General features: G+C 64.0%; 19 protein-coding genes. 7 read left to right on the top strand and 12 right to left on the bottom strand.

Annotated elements, in window-relative coordinates; all coding sequences use genetic code 11:
- Position 1: 1 nt before the first annotated feature.
- From ACP7B7_RS13380 to ACP7B7_RS13355, 6 genes are all read right to left on the bottom strand, one after another.
- Positions 2 to 853 (bottom strand): aldo/keto reductase, encoded by an 852-nt coding sequence (locus ACP7B7_RS13380; protein WP_308921388.1) that lies wholly within the window; start codon positions 851 to 853, stop codon positions 2 to 4.
- 137 nt (positions 854 to 990) lie between these two features.
- The gene (locus tag ACP7B7_RS13375; RefSeq protein WP_308921387.1) at positions 991 to 2,118 is read right to left on the bottom strand and encodes a HupE/UreJ family protein; all 1,128 of its coding nucleotides are present in this window, start codon (positions 2,116 to 2,118) and stop codon (positions 991 to 993) included.
- The gene (locus tag ACP7B7_RS13370) at positions 2,115 to 3,281 is read right to left on the bottom strand and encodes a tetratricopeptide repeat protein (RefSeq protein ID WP_308921386.1); all 1,167 of its coding nucleotides are present in this window, start codon (positions 3,279 to 3,281) and stop codon (positions 2,115 to 2,117) included. The genes ACP7B7_RS13375 and ACP7B7_RS13370 overlap by 4 nt, the downstream gene beginning before the upstream one ends.
- Positions 3,282 to 3,355: 74 nt before the next feature.
- Positions 3,356 to 3,604, bottom strand: coding sequence for a hypothetical protein (locus ACP7B7_RS13365; protein ID WP_426076976.1), 249 nt, complete (start codon positions 3,602 to 3,604; stop codon positions 3,356 to 3,358).
- Positions 3,605 to 3,614: 10 nt separating this feature from the next.
- Positions 3,615 to 5,114, bottom strand: coding sequence for a DUF4331 domain-containing protein (locus ACP7B7_RS13360; protein WP_308921384.1), 1,500 nt, complete (start codon positions 5,112 to 5,114; stop codon positions 3,615 to 3,617).
- A gap of 39 nt (positions 5,115 to 5,153) precedes the next feature.
- Entirely contained in the window at positions 5,154 to 5,606 is a 453-nt protein-coding gene (locus ACP7B7_RS13355; RefSeq protein WP_426076975.1) for a hypothetical protein, read from the bottom strand.
- Here ACP7B7_RS13355 and ACP7B7_RS13350 point away from each other — a divergent pair.
- Genes ACP7B7_RS13350 through ACP7B7_RS13340 form a run of 3 tightly spaced genes read left to right on the top strand, consistent with a single transcriptional unit; the run spans position 5,605 to position 8,217 of the window.
- Positions 5,605 to 6,756: an MFS transporter gene (locus ACP7B7_RS13350; RefSeq protein WP_426076974.1), complete on the top strand. Its 1,152-nt coding sequence runs from the start codon at positions 5,605 to 5,607 to the stop codon at positions 6,754 to 6,756. The genes ACP7B7_RS13355 and ACP7B7_RS13350 overlap by 2 nt on opposite strands.
- A gap of 45 nt (positions 6,757 to 6,801) precedes the next feature.
- On the top strand, positions 6,802 to 7,527 hold the full coding sequence (locus ACP7B7_RS13345; RefSeq protein ID WP_426076973.1) for a hypothetical protein: 726 nt from the start codon (positions 6,802 to 6,804) through the stop codon (positions 7,525 to 7,527).
- A 51-nt stretch (positions 7,528 to 7,578) separates the two neighbouring features.
- Positions 7,579 to 8,217 (top strand): CatA-like O-acetyltransferase, encoded by a 639-nt coding sequence (locus tag ACP7B7_RS13340; protein WP_426076972.1) that lies wholly within the window; start codon positions 7,579 to 7,581, stop codon positions 8,215 to 8,217.
- On the opposite strand, the gene ACP7B7_RS13335 is transcribed toward ACP7B7_RS13340, so the two are convergent.
- On the bottom strand, positions 8,214 to 8,972 hold the full coding sequence (locus ACP7B7_RS13335) for an AraC family transcriptional regulator (RefSeq protein WP_426076971.1): 759 nt from the start codon (positions 8,970 to 8,972) through the stop codon (positions 8,214 to 8,216). The two genes, ACP7B7_RS13340 and ACP7B7_RS13335, sit on opposite strands and share 4 nt — an antisense overlap.
- Positions 8,973 to 9,057: 85 nt before the next feature.
- Here ACP7B7_RS13335 and ACP7B7_RS13330 point away from each other — a divergent pair, with 85 nt between their 5' ends.
- Positions 9,058 to 9,819, top strand: coding sequence for an alpha/beta fold hydrolase (locus tag ACP7B7_RS13330; protein WP_426076970.1), 762 nt, complete (start codon positions 9,058 to 9,060; stop codon positions 9,817 to 9,819).
- Here the strand turns inward: ACP7B7_RS13330 and ACP7B7_RS13325 are convergent.
- Both ACP7B7_RS13325 and ACP7B7_RS13320 read right to left on the bottom strand, forming a co-directional pair.
- A complete protein-coding gene (locus tag ACP7B7_RS13325; RefSeq protein WP_308921372.1) occupies positions 9,816 to 10,463 on the bottom strand; it encodes a LysE family translocator in 648 nt (215 codons plus the stop codon). The genes ACP7B7_RS13330 and ACP7B7_RS13325 overlap by 4 nt on opposite strands.
- Before the next feature lie 71 nt (positions 10,464 to 10,534).
- Positions 10,535 to 11,623 (bottom strand): flavodoxin family protein, encoded by a 1,089-nt coding sequence (locus ACP7B7_RS13320; RefSeq protein WP_426077004.1) that lies wholly within the window; start codon positions 11,621 to 11,623, stop codon positions 10,535 to 10,537.
- Between the two features lie 122 nt (positions 11,624 to 11,745).
- Here ACP7B7_RS13320 and ACP7B7_RS13315 point away from each other — a divergent pair, with 122 nt between their 5' ends.
- The 3 genes from ACP7B7_RS13315 to ACP7B7_RS13305 all read left to right on the top strand — a co-directional run bounded on the left by ACP7B7_RS13315 (position 11,746) and on the right by ACP7B7_RS13305 (position 13,267).
- A complete protein-coding gene (locus tag ACP7B7_RS13315) occupies positions 11,746 to 12,318 on the top strand; it encodes a helix-turn-helix domain-containing protein (RefSeq protein ID WP_426076969.1) in 573 nt (190 codons plus the stop codon).
- A gap of 17 nt (positions 12,319 to 12,335) precedes the next feature.
- Entirely contained in the window at positions 12,336 to 12,863 is a 528-nt protein-coding gene (locus ACP7B7_RS13310; protein WP_308921369.1) for a GNAT family N-acetyltransferase, read from the top strand.
- A 140-nt stretch (positions 12,864 to 13,003) separates the two neighbouring features.
- A complete protein-coding gene (locus ACP7B7_RS13305) occupies positions 13,004 to 13,267 on the top strand; it encodes a DUF378 domain-containing protein (protein WP_426076968.1) in 264 nt (87 codons plus the stop codon).
- Positions 13,268 to 13,279: 12 nt separating this feature from the next.
- Here ACP7B7_RS13305 and ACP7B7_RS13300 read toward each other — a convergent pair whose 3' ends face one another.
- From ACP7B7_RS13300 to ACP7B7_RS13290, 3 genes are all read right to left on the bottom strand, one after another.
- Positions 13,280 to 13,564, bottom strand: a complete 285-nt coding sequence (locus tag ACP7B7_RS13300) for a hypothetical protein (RefSeq protein ID WP_426076967.1) — start codon at positions 13,562 to 13,564, stop codon at positions 13,280 to 13,282.
- Between the two features lie 73 nt (positions 13,565 to 13,637).
- Complete coding sequence (locus tag ACP7B7_RS13295) at positions 13,638 to 13,976, bottom strand: c-type cytochrome (RefSeq protein ID WP_308921367.1); 339 nt, start codon at positions 13,974 to 13,976, stop codon at positions 13,638 to 13,640.
- 114 nt (positions 13,977 to 14,090) lie between these two features.
- Entirely contained in the window at positions 14,091 to 14,966 is an 876-nt protein-coding gene (locus ACP7B7_RS13290) for an EamA family transporter (protein ID WP_426076966.1), read from the bottom strand.
- Between the last annotated feature and the right edge of the window lie 261 nt (positions 14,967 to 15,227).

The following is a 15,227-nucleotide window of genomic DNA, read 5'->3' as shown; positions in this document are numbered from 1 at the left end:
TTCAGATATCGAGCTTGCGTTCGCTCATCCACTTGACGATGGCCGGGTCGCGGTGCGAGAAAAAGCTGCTGGCGCCGGTTTCCAGGGTGGCGATGGCGGCCATGTCCGCTTCGTCGAGGCTGAAGTCGAACACGGCCAGGTTTTCGGCCATGCGTTCCGGGCGCACGGTCTTGGCCAGTACGGCGATGCCGCGCAGTAGCAGGTAGCGCAGCACCACCTGGCCCACCGATTTGCCATGTTTGGCGGCAATCGTCAGCAGTACCTCATTCTGGAACAGATTGTTGCGGCCTTCCGCGAATGGCGCCCAGGCCTGGGCCTGCACGCCGTGCTCCTGCATGAAGGCCATGCTGCCGGCCTGCTGGTGGTAGGGGTTGACTTCGATCTGGTTGACGGCCGGGGCGATCTCGTTGAAGGCGATCAGGTCCATCAGGCGGTCGGTGTGAAAGTTGCTTACGCCGATGGCGCGCAGCTTGCCGGCCCGGTACGCATCCTGCATCGCGCGCCACGAACCGTGCACGTCGCCGAACGGCTGGTGTATCAAGAACAGGTCCAGGTAGTCCAGCTGCAAACGTTGCAAGGACTGTTCGATGGCGTTCTGGGTGTTCACATAGCCCGTGTCCTGCACCCACAGCTTGCTGGTGATAAACAATTCCTGGCGCGCGATGCCGCTGTTGCGCAGTCCCTTGCCGACGGCCGCCTCGTTCATGTACGACGCCGCCGTGTCGATCAGGCGGTAGCCGCTGTTGACGGCGTCGATCACGCTGCGCTCGCATTCCTGCGGATCGGGAATCTGGAATACGCCAAAGCCCAGCACGGGCATGATGATTCCGTTATTCAAGGTGACATGCTGCATGGCGGGCTCCTGCGATTGGTGGCGATGGCAGACAGTCTAGCGGCGTGGGCGGCATTTGATTAGCCGCCGGCAGCGGGATGGACTTATAAGCCCGGCTAATCAATGGTGCAGCCAAGCTGCGCCGTCTGCATCCATCGTCAGGCGCTGATCAGTTTAATATCGGCAATTCTCTCCACCAGCCAGACGGCCGCCACCAGCGCAATCGCCAGCGAGCCCCAGGTGAACAACTGGCGGTAAAACCAGCTCTTGCGCAGCCACCAGGCCAGCGGCAGGAACACGGCGACGATGGCCAACTGGCCGATCTCGACGCCCACGTTGAAGCCGAACAGGCTGCTGACCAGGGCCGATTGCGGCAAGCCCAGGTCGCGCAGCACGCTGGCAAAGCCGAAACCGTGGATCAGGCCGAACAAGAACGCCGCCACCGGCCGCCTGCCGCGAAACAGCGGATAAAGATTGTTCAGCGCGGCCAGCACCACCGAGGCGGCAATCGCCGACTCGACCCAGCGCGAGGGCAAGGAAACCAGCGACAGGCTGGCCAGGGTGAGGGTAATGGAGTGGGCCAGCGTAAAGGCGGTGACGACTTTGAGCACGTCGACAAAGGCGGCGCGCAAGCTGGCCTGCTGCTCGCGCAGTCCCGGCAACAACACGGCCGGCAGCAGCAACGACAATAAGAACAAAATATGGTCGGTACCGATCCAGATATGCCAGATCCCATGCTTCACGTACGCGCCGAACTGCGCCAGCCGGTCCGGCGCGGCCATCGACAAGCTCTGGCGCGGGCTGTCGGGGTCGAAAATCGCCGTCTGCGTCTCGCCATCGTGCGTCAGCTTCAGCAGGCCCTTGTGCTGCGGGTCGAGGTCGGCGAACAGGGTGTAGCCGATATCCAGGCTGGCGGGCGCGGCGGTGCCGGGGCAGGCGGCCGTAAAACGCAGCACGCTGTAGGCGCCGTCCGTGTGATGGTCGATCAGCTGTTCGCCCGCCTGCACGGTGCACGCTCCCTCGGTGGTGGCGATATGCAGGCGCTGCAGTGCATACGCTGCAATCGCCTGGTGGCGCGCGCGGATCTCGTCCCAGGTCAGCTGGCCGTCGCCATTGCCATCGAGGCCGATGGCGAAATCGAGGTCGCGCAGGGCGATATCCCATTGGCCGGTGATTTGCTGGCCCTGCACGGTAATGGCCAGATAACTGTCGCTGGGCTTGTGCGCCTGCGCCGGGGAACACCAGGCGCACAGCAGAACGATGAAGACAATCAAGCGGGCGTTCACAGGGCACCCGCTTTCCGTGCCAGTGCCTGCAGCGCCACGTCTTCCACCTTGTGCGCGGCTATCCAGTCGAGCACCGGTTTGGCGGCGGCGCGGTCGCGCGCCATCACGGCCGCTTCCAGCAGGATGCGCATGTCGGCCGCCTCCTTCTGGATGGCCCAGTTTTTTTGCGCCAGCAGCAGGGCGCCGGCACTATCGCGCTGCAGGAACAAGGCAAAACGCGCCTGTTCGCGCTGGTGCACGGTGTCGCCGCGCTGCATGGCGGCGTTGAAGCGGGCCGCCAGCTCGGCGGTGGCCGCCTTTAACGGTGCGTCCTGGTTCTGCACTGCCTGCATGGCCAGCGCCTGGCGCAGCAGCAGGGCGTCGATACGCTGCTGGTCTTTCAACAAGGTGATGACCTCGGGGGCGCGCCGCTGGTCCAGTAAAAAGTCGCTGTAGGCGCCCAGCAGATAGCTGTCGCGCGGCTGCTGCGCCAGCGCCTGCCTGAAGCGCGCCTCGGCCAGCGTGGCATCGCCACGGCGCGCGGCCATTTCGGCCAGCAGGCTCAAGGCCCAGTGTTCCAGTTCGGGCGCGGTGCCGGCGCTGCGCTGGAGCGTGAGATCTAATAGTTGCTCGCTTTTCGCGGCGCGGCCCGTCACGCCCGCCACATTGGCGATGCAGGTGACGGTCACCAGTTGCGTGGCGAGCGCAGATAGCCGGGCGCAGCTGGCCGTGGCTTTTTCGTAGTCGCCCTGCACCGTCAGCACGGTGGCGCGCGTCAGCCAGGCCTGGGCATTCGCCGGTTCTTGCGCGATGACCGCGTCGAGGTCTTGCAGGGCCTCATCGAAATGGTGGGTGCTTTGCAGGATGGTGGCGCGCAGCAGGCGCACCGGCACGGGCGGCGCGGCTTGCCGCCACCAGGGGGCCAGCGCCGCCTGCGCATAGCCCAGATAGCGCGGATCGGTCTCGCTGCGCGACAGGCCGATATAGCGCTGCGCCAGGCTGGTGGCCAGCGCCAAGTCCTGGGGCCGGCTGCTTAGCTGCGCGCGCAGGCTGCGCAGTTCGCTTTGGGTGGTGTCCGCGCGGCGCGGCAGTTGTTCGATGACGGCATTGCCGTCCTTGGGAATATACGGCGCGGCGTGCGCGATGTTGGCCAGGGTAAAAAACAGCAAGAACAATTTTCTCATCAGCGAGGGCTCCGGGCCTGCGGTCGGGTGATACGGGCCGCCAGAGCAATGCTCCCGCGGCCCGCCGGTGCTGCTTACAATGTTACCGGTTCCTTGTCTTCCGGCGAGGTGGCGACGATGGCGTCGATGCTGACGCCTTCCTTGTCCTCGCTGGTGGTCAGGATGAGATTGCTGACGGCCACGTAAAACGTGTCGAGCAGGGCCACCGGTGGCGGATTGACGCCGCCGCTGCCACTGTCGTCATGGTGACTGCTGTGTCCGCCACCGCAGCCGGCTATCAGCGCCGTTACCGCCAGCGCGCCCATCAAGCTGAGCTTTTTCATGTCGTACTCCTTACAGTTGTGGCGAGCCGGCGATCGGGGTTTTCAGGTAAGGAAAACCGGCCGTGAACGATGTTTCGTCCAGGAAGGCGCCGTCCGTGAAGTGCAGGCCGCCAGCCGGTGCATCGGCCGGTACGCAGCCGATATTCAGGGTGCACAGCTTGCCCATCGCCACGCGCAGCACCACGTCGACCACGTCGTCGCCAGGACGGCGGCCGTTCGGGAAGCCCGCATTGTCGCCGCCGATCACGCCCAGGCGGTTTTGCGCGCCGACGCCGGTGGCCGCGATCGAGGTGTTCAAGCGCAGCATTTCCGAGGCCGTGACGGTGGTCGGCTGGTTCACGCCCTTGATGCCGGTCAGGAACGTCGCCACCAGGTCATTGCGCGGGAAGTTGGTGGGCGCCTTGGCGCCGGCCGAACCGAACAGCACTTCGACCAGGGCCGGTGCGGTCGGGTTGGTCACATAGTCGGCAAACTGCGCATCGCCCGACGGTTTGCTGGCATTGAAACGGTCCTTGTCCTTCAGGCCGATCACCAGTTCATTCACCAAAGGCATGCCCAGGCGCGATACCTGGACCCAGGCGCCGCCTTCTTTCGACGCGGTGGTGGTGGTGCCCGGCGCAGGGTTGAGCAGACGGCCCTGGCGCAGGCTGGCCGTGGTCCAGCCGCCGATGACGGGGTCGGCGCCGGCCGTCAGGCACGAGGTCGGCACTTCCATTTCGATGGCGGTGACGTTTTTCTTGGCCAGGTCATCCTTGGTGGCCGACTCCGCATTCGCGGCGAACTCGGTGGCGGGCGCCTTGATATTGATCAGGTCAAACGTTTCGCCCAGGTTCACCACGAACGGGTCCTTGCGCTGGCCGACGAACATGCGGGCCGGTGTGGCGCAGCCGGGAATATTGACGGCATACACGTGCTGGGCCGCATAGGCCGCGTAGTTGGGGATGGACTTGTTGCCGATATTGTCGATGGGCTTGTCGAAGGTGGTGCCCCCGCCGCTGGCATTGGTAACCGCCGTTCGGGTGCCGCTGCGACGGTCGCCGCGCACCACGGTGACGCTGTAGGTCTCGCGCACGTTCAGGCCGGCCGGGTTGACGGTGTCGATGGCGCCGCCGTTGATGGCCAGTGGAATCGAGACTTTCTTGCCGCCGACGGTGAACTGGGCGTCCTTGATGGTGTTGGTGAAGCGGAACTGGAAGGTGATGTCTTCCTTGCCGTCGCCGTTGTTATCGATATGGATTTCGTACAGGGCCTGCGGGTCCATGGTGAAATAGTTCGGGCCGCCATAGGCGTCCTGCAGCGGCACATAGTCGGCCACCAGGGTGGTGTAGGCGCCGCGGCCCGCTTCATAGCTGCGGAACATATAGAAGTCGGTGGCGTCGACCTTGGGGTTTTGCGTGATGAACGGTGCTTCGCGGTGGCTGGAAGCGAAGGCCGATGGCGCAAACGCCATGGCCAACAGATTGCCGAGGATGGCGGCGCCCAGTGCGGTTTTCGATTGCATTAAAGACATGTCGATTCTCCCTGAATTGTTATACGCAAGAGCAATACTTCAATGAACTACAGAGCTGCCTGACTTGTACGGATGGCAAACGTGACCGGATTCAAATTCTTGCAATTTTTTTCGGGAAGAATCGGCATCCATCGATTTCCGGGACTGGCAGGCGCCCATCCAATCTACCCGTTTCTTCCAGTGCAACAAAAATAAATATTTCGGCGACAAGAAATAATGGCAGTCTGGCCATGATTCAGGGCAGCCGCGAGCATGTGACGGGCAGGAGCTGGCATGCGCGCACAGGATGGCGCGGCGCAGCGGGTGGGAATGCGTGAGTTTGTCGGTATGGGCATGATAGGCTGTCGCTGGCGCCACCGTGACATCGTGACAGCAGTTGCGGGCAGGGTGTAGACTGGCAAGCCCTCGATCTTCCTCATGCCAGGCCATGACTGATACGCCCGCCGCAGCGCTTGCTTCGATATCCGCTACCCCGGGTGCGGAAAAATCCATGCGCCGGCGCTCGCTGTTTGCCGCCTGCGGCGCGCACGCCGTGCACGACGGCCTGACGGATGCGATCTATGTCCTGCTGCCGCTGTGGCAGGCCCAGTTTGCCCTCAGTTACGCCATGGTGGGGCTGTTGCGCGTATCGTATTCGGGCATGATGGCCGGTTTCCAGCTGCTGGCCAGCCGCCTGGCCAAACGCTGGGGACGCGAACGCATGCTGGTGGCGGGCACGGCGCTGGCGGGTGTGGCTTATCTGCTGGCGGGCCTGGCCGGTGGCCTGGCGGTATTGCTGCTGGCGCTGCTGTTGGGCGGCCTGGGCGCCAGCGTGCAGCATCCGCTGGCCTCGTCGATCGTCACCGACACGCACGAGGCGGGCGGCGGCGTGAAGGAGGCGCTGTCGCAATACAATTTCGCCGGTGATATCGGCAAGACCCTGATCCCGGCCCTGGTCGGCTTGCTGCTGCTGGTGTGCAGCTGGCAGGCCAGCGTCGGCCTGCTGGGGTTGCTGGGCCTGGCCGCCGCCGCCTTGCTGTGGTGGCTGTTGCCCAAGCCGGAAGAGCTGCGGGCCAGCCAGCAAGCCGTGCGCAAAGCCATCGCAGGCAAGGATGCCCGGGGCGGCTTTCATGCGCTGCTGGCGACCGGCACCTTGGATAGCGCCGTGCGCATGGGTTTTCTGACCTTTCTGCCATTCCTGTTGAAAAGCAAAGGCGCCGGCACGGCGGGCATCGGCGTGGCTTTGTCGCTGCTGTTCGTCGGCGGTGCTTTCGGCAAGCTGCTGTGCGGCTATCTAGGCGCGCGCATCGGCATGATGAAAACCGTCTGGCTGACCGAATCGATGACGTCGCTGTTGATCGTGCTGGCGCTGTGGCTGCCGCTGGCCGCCATTATGGTCATGCTGCCCTTGCTGGGCCTGGCGCTGAACGGCACCTCGTCCGTACTGTACGGCATGGTGCCGGAACTGGCCGCGGCCGGCAAGCGCGAGCAGGCTTTCGCCCTGTTCTATACGGGCAGCATCGGCGGTGGCGCGGTCGCGCCGGTGCTGTTCGGCGCCCTCGGCGACGCCACCGGCGTGCCGCTGGCCTTGCTGGCGCTGGCCGCCATGCTGTTGCTGACCTTGCCGCTGGCCTGGCGCGTGCAACGGGATTTGCAGGCATGATGCCGGGCCCGTTTTTGATTTCCTTTCCTGATATGGTGGTTTTTGATGCGTAATTTGATGTGCAGCGCCGCGCTGCTGGCGCTTTTCTCTCCGGCCATGGCGGCCGGGGAAGAGACAACCCAGGTGTACTTCAGCAATGGCCAGCTGGAATATGTCGGGCCCATCAACCAGGCGGCGAACCAGCAGCTGATTGCGCTGTATGACAGCCTCGCGGCCAAGCCGGCCGTGCTGTCGATCCGCAGCCCTGGCGGCGAGGTCAATGCGGGCATGGACCTGGGCAGCTGGGTGCGCGCGCACAAGCTCAATGTCCGGGTGATGGAGTTCTGCCTGTCGTCCTGCGCCAATTACGTTTTCCCGGCGGGAATCGAAAAGATCGTCAGCAATTTCGCCATGATTGGCTACCACGGCGGGCCGGGGAAGCTCGAGAAACTGACTCTGGACGAGAGTGCCCGGAAGATCTATGACGCCTTGTCCGCCGAGGAACAGAAGGCGTTCATGGCGCAGATCGCCGGCATCAGCAGCCAGGGTGGCCGCCGCGAAGCGCAATATTTCGAGCAATTGGGCGTGCGCGCCGATATCAGCTCGCTGGGCCAGAACGAACGCTACGACCAATTCGTCAAGGCGAACCCGAATGCGGCGGGCTGGACCTATAGCCTGGACGACTTTGCCCGGCTGGGCGTGCGCGATATCTCGGTCATCAACCCGCCGTGGAAACCGCGCAGCGCCTCGCGCAAGATGGTGTTTGTGACGATCCCGGTCGACAGGCAATAGATGATCCTGCCGGGCTTGCCCGCCAGCACATCCATCGTCTACACTCGCCGCATGAAAAATTTTGAAAAGCGGCGCGACCGCTATGAGCTGTTCAGCTCGTTTGAAAATCCCCTGGTCAATATCAATTTCCTGCTCGACGTGCCGGACTTCCGGCCCTGGTGCAAGGCGCGCCAGATTCCCGTGTTCCACTTTTTCCTGTATTGCGTGCTGAACACGGTCAAGCAAAGCGACAACTTCATGTACCGCATCCTGGACGGCGAAGTCATCAAGATCGATGACTTTCCCGCTTCCTACACCGTCATCAATGCGGACGACAACCTGAACTATACGCGCTTCGAGATGACGGACCAGCTCGACCTGTTTATCGCCCGCAGCCTGGACGCCAAGCGCATCGCCGAAGCTTCAGCCAAGCTGATCAATACCGGCGAAGGCGAGAGCGTGCGCGAGCAGCGCCACAATATCTTTATTACCAGCCTGCCGTGGCTCGACCTGCGCGCCATCGAGCACCCGGTCTACCGCCACGGCGACGCCGATATTCCGTGCATTAGCTGGGGCAAGTTTGGCCCGGGCATCGATGGCCGCATGGCGGTGCCGTTTTCGGTGCAGGCCCACCACGGCTTTGTCGACGGTTACCATATCCAGAAGCTGGCACAGGCGATCGCGCAGCGCATTGCCGGGTTGATCGCCTAAGGATTGTATGCGCTGGGCACCGTTCCCAGCACACGGCGAAACGCGGCCGTAAAGGCGCTGGGGCTGGCATAACCGAGGTCCAGCGCCACGCGGGTGACGGCCTGCCCGTCGGCCAGGCGCGCAATCGCCGCCAGCAGGCAGGCTTGCTGGCGCCACTGCGCAAAGCTGAGGCCCGTCTGGGCGCGGAACAAGCGGGTAAAGGTGCGCCGGCTCATGCCGGCCGTATTCGCCACGGCATCGAGGTCGTCATGCAGATGGGGTTGCTGAAGCAGGCCGGTGCACAGGCGCGCCAGCCGCGCATCGTGCGGCAGCGGCGCATTCAACGGCAGCGCCGGCATGGCGCCGATTTCATCGAGCAGCAAGGCCATCAGCCGGCCCGCGCGCGAGTCCGGCGCATACAGCGGATCTGTTTTGACGGCCTCACCGAGCAGCTGGCGCAATAGCGGCGTGGTGTCGAGCACCCGGCAGTCCAGGGGCAGCTGCGCCCTGGCGATGGCGGCTGCGTCGACAAAAACATTCAGCATGGTCACCTGGCCATGCATGCGCATCCCGTGTTCCATGCCCGGCGGCAGCCAGCAGGCGCCGCGCGGCGGCACCAGCCAGTTGCCTTCCGGCGTATGCACGCTGATGGCGCCGCTGGCGGCACAGGCAAACTGGCCGCGCGCATGCCGATGCCTGGGGAACTGCGTGCCGGCGGCATGGTCCCGCCTGCTTGTGATCAGTTCGCGTGGCACTTCCGTATAAAAATCGCTCATGGCCCAAACTCTACAGTATTTGACCTTTTGCCGGTAGCAGGCCGACGTCGTCGCCCTTACCATCGTCGATTTGAAAGGCAATCATATGGTCAACACCTATCACCGCTACGGCAAGGGCGCACACGCCGTGATCGTGCTGCACGGCTGGTTTGGCGACGCGTGGGCGTTTGCTCCCATGGAAGTGGGGCTGGACGGCCATCGATGCAGCTATTTCTTCATGGACAGCCGCGGCTATGGCGGCATGCGCGGCGCGGCCGGCGACTGCACCATCGAGGAAATCGCGCGCGACGCGCTGGCGCTGGCGGACAGCCTGGGCCTCGCCACCTTCAGCGTGATCGGCCACTCGATGGGTGGCATGGCGATGGAAAGGCTGGCGCTGCTGGCCCCGGGGCGCTTGCGCCAGCTGGTGGCGCTGGCGCCGGTGCCCAGTTGCGGCGTGGCGTTTGACGACGCGGCGCGTGCGCTGTTCATGGACGCGGCCGGCAGCTTGCAGTCGCGGCGGGCAATCATCGACCGCAGCACGGGTGGGCGTTTATCGGCGGCCTGGCTGGACTGGAAAGCTGGCTACTCCTGGGCCAGCGCCGACCCGGCCGCGTTTGCCAAGTATTTTCTTGCCTGGAGCGACACGGATTTCAGCGGAGAAGTCAAACAGGCCAGGCTGGACGTTCCCTTGCTGGCGCTGGTGGGGCGGCACGACCCGCGTTTCGATGCGGCCCTGATGCGCCGCACTTATCTGGCGTGGTACCCGCAAGCGAGGCTGGAGGTGCTGGACAACGCGGGCCACTATCCGATGAATGAAACCCCGCTGGCGCTGGCGGCCAGCATCGAGGCGTTCCTGGGCGATTAAGCCGCTTTGCTGCGCAGGCGCAACAAACTCAGGCCCAGCAGCACGAAGGCGCCGCCCGAGATGCGGTTGAACAGCCTGGCGCGGCCGGGGCTGGCCAGCTGGCTTTTCAGCAGGCGCGCCAGGGTGGCGTAGAACAGATGGGCCAGCATGGCGCAGGCGACAAACGAGGTCGTCAGCACGGCGAACTGGATGCCGACCGGCTCGCCTGGTGTAATAAATTGGGGAAACAGGGCCGAGAAGAACAGGATGGCTTTCGGATTCGTCAGCGCCACCGTCAGGCCCTGGCGGAACAGTTTCCAGTTCGAATACGGATTGGCCGCGCGCGGCTGTTGAGAGACTTCGGCTGCGGCGACAATGCTGGTCTTGCTGCGCCATTGCCTGATGCCCAGGTAGACCAGGTACAGGGCACCGGCCAGTTTCAGCAGCATGAAGGCGGTAGCCGAGGTGGCCAGCACCACGCCCATGCCGGCCATTGCCACGCCGGAAATAATGAACAGTCCCACGCCATTGCCCAAGCTGCTGACCATGGCGCGGCGCGGGCCGACGGCGATCGCATTCGAGATGGCCAACAGCACGGCCGGGCCGGGCGAAAACGTGACAAGCAGGGCAACGCCGCAAAACAGCAGCCAGTTCGAGAAATGCATGGGATACCTGAAGGAAAAATCGGCCAGCCCCTATTGTACGAAGTTTTGCGGTAGGCCGGGTCGCCTCTGCCTTATTTCGGCCGTGGCGGCGTCAGGCCCGCATCGGCTGGCGCCAGGGTGCCCGCGCGTTGCCGTTTGACGGCCTCGGCCACGGCGCGCGCCACGTTGCGTACTTCTTCCTGCATCGCCAAGTCGCGGTCCAGGGTTTCATGGCTTTGCGCATAGCTTTCGTAGTAGCCGATAAAGCGGTCCAGCCGTGCCTTGGCGCCGGCGGCGACCAGGCCCATCCAGTCCAGCCAGTCCGACAACCCGCGCCGCACGCCTTCGATACCGGCCACGTCGCCATGTACCACCAGGCCATAGGCGCGCCCGGCCAGGTGCTTGGGGTAATTCCAGCCCTGCAATTCCAGCGCCTTCGCCTCGACCGCCTTCTTGCCATGCGTGGAGGTGGGGTCGGGATTGCCGCCATCGGCGCAGACCAGGCGGTCTATCATCTGCTTGAGCACGCCCGGCGTCTGATACCAGTAGACGGGCGTCATGATGATCACGCCGTGCGCGGCCGTCCATTGTTCGTAGATGCTGGCCATCCAGTCGTTGACTTGCCGTTCGCCATGGTTTGGGTAGCAGCTGCACGGCCAGTGGCACAGCGGCATGGCGGTCGAGGCGCAGCCCTTGCACGGGTGAATATGCAAATCGTACGAGGACGTCAGCAGGCTCAGGTCCAGCAAGTCCACCTCGATGCCATCGGCTTCGAGGATCTCGCGGGCCCACAGATTCATGCGCCAGGTCTTCGAGATTTCGCCGGGGCAAGAACCGTCGTTGCGGGCCGAGGCGCAGATCAGCAGCACGCGCGACGGCGTGGCCGGGTCTTTCTGGCGCTGTTCCGCAGCGAGCAGACGGTCGTGGGTTTCCTTCCATTCCACCGACAGATCGTAGTCGGGGTCGGCAAAGCCCGGGCCCGCTTTTTGCGTGACGGGCGCCTTGCGGCCTTGCTCGTAATTGCTCCACGCCACGTCCTCCACCTGGCCCAGCGCCTCGCGCACCTTGTCGAAGGTCGGATCGGCAAACGAACGCACAAATTGCAAATGGAACTCGTCGCGCTGCAATTTGGTGGGGGCCTGGCCCTGGCGGGCTGGCGGAATGGCTGGCGTGTCTTTCATCGCTGGCATGGCGATCTCCTGGTGAGTGAGGCCCCATGCTGGCAGCAGCTTGCGGCTGGGTCTGTACGTTGCGCAACGGTCGGTGCTTGAGAAATTTCCATTTATGGAATATATTCCCATATATGGAAAATGCAATCACATCTGAACAGGCCACCGAACAGCGCCTGGCCCAGCGCTTGCGCCAGCTGCGCGTGGAGCACGGCTGGTCGCTCGATCAGCTGGCCGCGCAAAGCCAGGTCAGCCGCGCCACCTTGTCGCGCCTGGAAAACGCCGAGGTCAGTCCCACCACCAGCGTGCTGGGCCGCTTGTGCGCCGTGTATGGCTTGAGCATGTCGCGTTTGCTGCGCATGGTGGAAGAGGATTTTCCACCGCTGCTGCGGCGCGCGGACCAGCCCGTCTGGAGCGATCCGCAAACGGGCTTTCGCCGCCGTTCCGTCTCGCCGCCGTCGCAGGCGCTGGCCGGCGAAGCGCTCGAATGCGAACTCGATGCCGGCGCCCATATCGCCTACGCCACCTCGCCGCGTCCCGGCATGGAACACCATTTGCTGATGCAGGAAGGCAAGCTGGCCGTCACCGTCGATGGCCAGCGCCACGACTTGCTGCCTGGCGACTGCCTGCGCTACCAGCTGTCCGGCCCCAGCGCCTTCGATACGCCTGCTGACAGCGGCGCGCGCTATTTCCTGTTGATTATCTGATGACTGCCGAGGACCCCATGCACCTTGTAACCTTCGACGCCGATGCCATTGCCGCGCGCCTGCCACAACTGTCCGCCTTGCTGCACGCCTGCGTGCACGACGGCGCCAGCATCGGTTTTATCTTGCCGTTCAAATCTTGTGACAGCGATGCTTTCTGGACCGGCAATGTGCTGCCGGCGGTGGCGCGCGGCAGCCGTTTGCTGCTGGTGGCGCAGTTCGCTGGCGCGATCGCCGGCGCGGTGCAGCTGGACTGGGACACGCCGCCCAACCAGGCGCACCGGGCCGAGGTGCGCAAGCTGCTGGTCCATCCCGCGTTCCGGCGGCGCGGCATTGCCCGCCGGCTGATGCAGGCCGTGGAAGACAGGGCACGCGCCTTGCCCCGCCAGCTGCTGACGCTCGACACGCGCACCCACGACCATGCCGAATCGTTATATGGCTCGCTGGGCTACAAGACAGCCGGCGTGATACCCGGCTATGCGCTGGCGCCCGAGGGCGGCAGGCTGGACGCCACCACCATCATGTACAAGCAGCTGAGCCTGCCTTGATGCTGGCGGCAAATCAGGAGTCGTCCTACTGATTCCTGCGGCATGTTCTGAATGCCCATCGCGCGCGCCGCGCCTACACTCCAGTCCTGGCCTGGCGCGCGATGGCACGGCCAGGTTTTCGAACTTGACGGGAGGCAGCGATGGCGAATACTCAATCGGGGACGGAAAGCGGCGTGCGTGAGGTACTGACCCTAGCGCGCCTGAACACGCTGGACTGGGTGGCCCTGGTCTTGCTGGTGATCGGCGGGCTGAACTGGGGCCTGCTGGGCCTGTTCGGTATCGACGTGGTGGCACGCCTGCTGGGCGACATGACCACGGCCTCGCGCGCCGTGTATGTGCTGGTGGGGATGGCCGCCGTGTATGCGATTTACCTGTGCGCCGGCAAGCTGCCGGCCAAGCCGTGAGCCACCGGAAGGTCAGATCAGCTGCAAATACCGGGCGGCGGGCAACAGCAGCAGGGCAGCGGCGAAGGCAAATATGAAGCCGCCGCGCAAGGCGCCTGCACGCCAGGCAATGACCAGCATGGCAAACAGGCAGGCAAGGCCGCCAGCCGCAGTGAACCACGCCGGCAAGCTGGTGCCGCCCAGCGAGGCAAGCCACGGCAGGGCCAGCAGCAGCGACAGCGCGCAGGGCAGGGCGATCAGCCAGCCACGCATGGCGATCAGTTTACTGGCAACGGAGTTGGCTGGCATGGTGGTCATCGAAACAGGTCCTTGTGGTCGGTGCTGAACAGTGGGCTGAATGTGGTGATTATATCTGCTGATTATGACAACATTATTGCGTGCGCAGGTAGGCCAGCAGGTCTGCCACCTGCTGGGCGTTGCCGAGTCCCCAGAAGCGCATCTTATTGCCCGGAATAAAATCGCCGGGCGCTTTCAGGAAGCTGGCCAGGTTTTGTTCGGTCCAGACGATATTCGCGTTTTTCATGGCCGGCGAGTACCGGTAGTCCGGCGTGGCGCCCGCCTTGCGGCCGATCACGCCTGACAGTTTCGGCCCGAATCCGGCGCGCGCGGACGGACCCACCTGGTGGCAGGAGGCGCATCTGTAAAACGCCGCCTTGCCGGCGACGGGGTCGCCTTTCAGGGCGGCGGCTGGCGTGGCGAGTAAAGCCATACCCAGGCTCAAGGCAGCGCGGCAAGCCGATGGCGAAAAAAGAATCATGGTGGTGACGATGCGGCGTAAATGGCGATGAGCTATTCTACAGGGCTGCCCGCCCGTCCTTGTCGATCAACGTTTGGACTGCGCGCCCAGCGCCGCCATCGCCGACGCCAGCACGATGCAGGCAATCGCCAGCCATTGTATCGCGCTCAGGTGCTCGCCCAGCACCGCCATGGCGGCCAGCGCACTGACGGCCGGCGCGGCGCTGCTGAACATGCCGAACACGCCCTGCGGCAAGCGGCGCAGGGCAAAGATTTCCAAGGTGTACGGCAGCGCGCTCGACAACATGGCGATCGCCAGCCCCATCAGGGCCAGCGACGGCGACAGCAGGGCGGTGCCCGCATAAGCCGCACCGATCGGTACCGTCAGCAGGGCCGCCACCGTCATGCCCCAGGCCACGGCTTGGCCACCCTGCAGTGAAGAAGCGCGCTTGCCGAAAATGATATACAGCGCCCAGCAGGTGGCCGCGCCCAGCGCATAGGCCACGCCGACCGGGTCCAGGCTGCCCGGGCTGCCCTGCAGCGGCAGCAGCAGATACAGGCCGAACACGGCGCACCCCACCGCCAGCAGGTCGCGCGGCCGGCGCGACGACAGCATCGCCACTGCCAGCGGCCCCGTCACCTCGATGGCCACCGCGATGCCGATCGGAATCAGTGCAAACGCCCGGTAAATCAGCAAATTCATCAGCCCCAGCACGGAGCCGTACACCAGCAGGTTCAGCACATCCTTGCGCGTCAGCGTAAAACGCCAGGGCCGGAACACCGCCAGCAGGAACAGCGCCGAAAAGCCCACCCGGAAGGCCGTGATGCCCTCGACGCCGATCACCGGAAACAGGTTTTTCGCCACCGCCGCCCCCAGGTTGACGGAAATCTGCCCTCCCAGTACGGCCAGGGAAGGGAGCAGGATGCTGTCGGGGATGGGGGAAGTGGTGGTGGGGGAGGTCATGGGGCGTGATTTTAATACGCCAGAGCTTCTTCAGCGACACCTTTACGGGGAAATGGCAGAGTGCCGCAAATGCAGCCGATTTTGACTTGCTCCGCAGCGTTGTTTTTAACTGCTCAATACCAGAAACTCGTGGGTGTCATTTATTTGTCAATGGAGATGGTTAATCAACAAATTATTTCAGAAAAATGCAAATAACATAATACATATTTACATATCATATTTTTTGGAATATTATTTTTTCTTGGGTGCAGTTTTACAACT

This window comes from Janthinobacterium sp. PSPC3-1 (assembly GCF_049896105.1).
GTDB lineage: Bacteria > Pseudomonadota > Gammaproteobacteria > Burkholderiales > Burkholderiaceae_D > Janthinobacterium.
The sequence above is the reverse complement of the archived record's forward strand: the minus strand, read 5'-3'. Positions and strand labels throughout refer to the sequence as shown.

Bases quoted from the DNA above. Each gene is read 5' to 3' on its own strand.
- ACP7B7_RS13310 (WP_308921369.1), top strand. From the start codon at position 12,336: ATGCACCTTGTAACCTTCGACGCCGATGCCATTGCCGCGCGCCTGCCA.
- ACP7B7_RS13295 (WP_308921367.1), bottom strand. From the start codon at position 13,976: ATGGCTTTACTCGCCACGCCAGCCGCCGCCCTGAAAGGCGACCCCGTC.
- ACP7B7_RS13370 (WP_308921386.1), bottom strand. From the start codon at position 3,281: ATGAGAAAATTGTTCTTGCTGTTTTTTACCCTGGCCAACATCGCGCAC.
- ACP7B7_RS13305 (WP_426076968.1), top strand. From the start codon at position 13,004: ATGGCGAATACTCAATCGGGGACGGAAAGCGGCGTGCGTGAGGTACTG.
- ACP7B7_RS13350 (WP_426076974.1), top strand. From the start codon at position 5,605: ATGCGCCGGCGCTCGCTGTTTGCCGCCTGCGGCGCGCACGCCGTGCAC.
- ACP7B7_RS13335 (WP_426076971.1), bottom strand. From the start codon at position 8,972: ATGAGCGATTTTTATACGGAAGTGCCACGCGAACTGATCACAAGCAGG.
- ACP7B7_RS13325 (WP_308921372.1), bottom strand. From the start codon at position 10,463: ATGCATTTCTCGAACTGGCTGCTGTTTTGCGGCGTTGCCCTGCTTGTC.
- ACP7B7_RS13300 (WP_426076967.1), bottom strand. From the start codon at position 13,564: ATGACCACCATGCCAGCCAACTCCGTTGCCAGTAAACTGATCGCCATG.
- ACP7B7_RS13345 (WP_426076973.1), top strand. From the start codon at position 6,802: ATGCGTAATTTGATGTGCAGCGCCGCGCTGCTGGCGCTTTTCTCTCCG.
- ACP7B7_RS13330 (WP_426076970.1), top strand. From the start codon at position 9,058: ATGGTCAACACCTATCACCGCTACGGCAAGGGCGCACACGCCGTGATC.
- ACP7B7_RS13360 (WP_308921384.1), bottom strand. From the start codon at position 5,114: ATGTCTTTAATGCAATCGAAAACCGCACTGGGCGCCGCCATCCTCGGC.
- ACP7B7_RS13355 (WP_426076975.1), bottom strand. From the start codon at position 5,606: ATGGATTTTTCCGCACCCGGGGTAGCGGATATCGAAGCAAGCGCTGCG.
- ACP7B7_RS13365 (WP_426076976.1), bottom strand. From the start codon at position 3,604: ATGAAAAAGCTCAGCTTGATGGGCGCGCTGGCGGTAACGGCGCTGATA.
- ACP7B7_RS13320 (WP_426077004.1), bottom strand. From the start codon at position 11,623: ATGAAAGACACGCCAGCCATTCCGCCAGCCCGCCAGGGCCAGGCCCCC.
- ACP7B7_RS13340 (WP_426076972.1), top strand. From the start codon at position 7,579: ATGAAAAATTTTGAAAAGCGGCGCGACCGCTATGAGCTGTTCAGCTCG.
- ACP7B7_RS13315 (WP_426076969.1), top strand. From the start codon at position 11,746: ATGGAAAATGCAATCACATCTGAACAGGCCACCGAACAGCGCCTGGCC.
- ACP7B7_RS13290 (WP_426076966.1), bottom strand. From the start codon at position 14,966: ATGACCTCCCCCACCACCACTTCCCCCATCCCCGACAGCATCCTGCTC.
- ACP7B7_RS13380 (WP_308921388.1), bottom strand. From the start codon at position 853: ATGCAGCATGTCACCTTGAATAACGGAATCATCATGCCCGTGCTGGGC.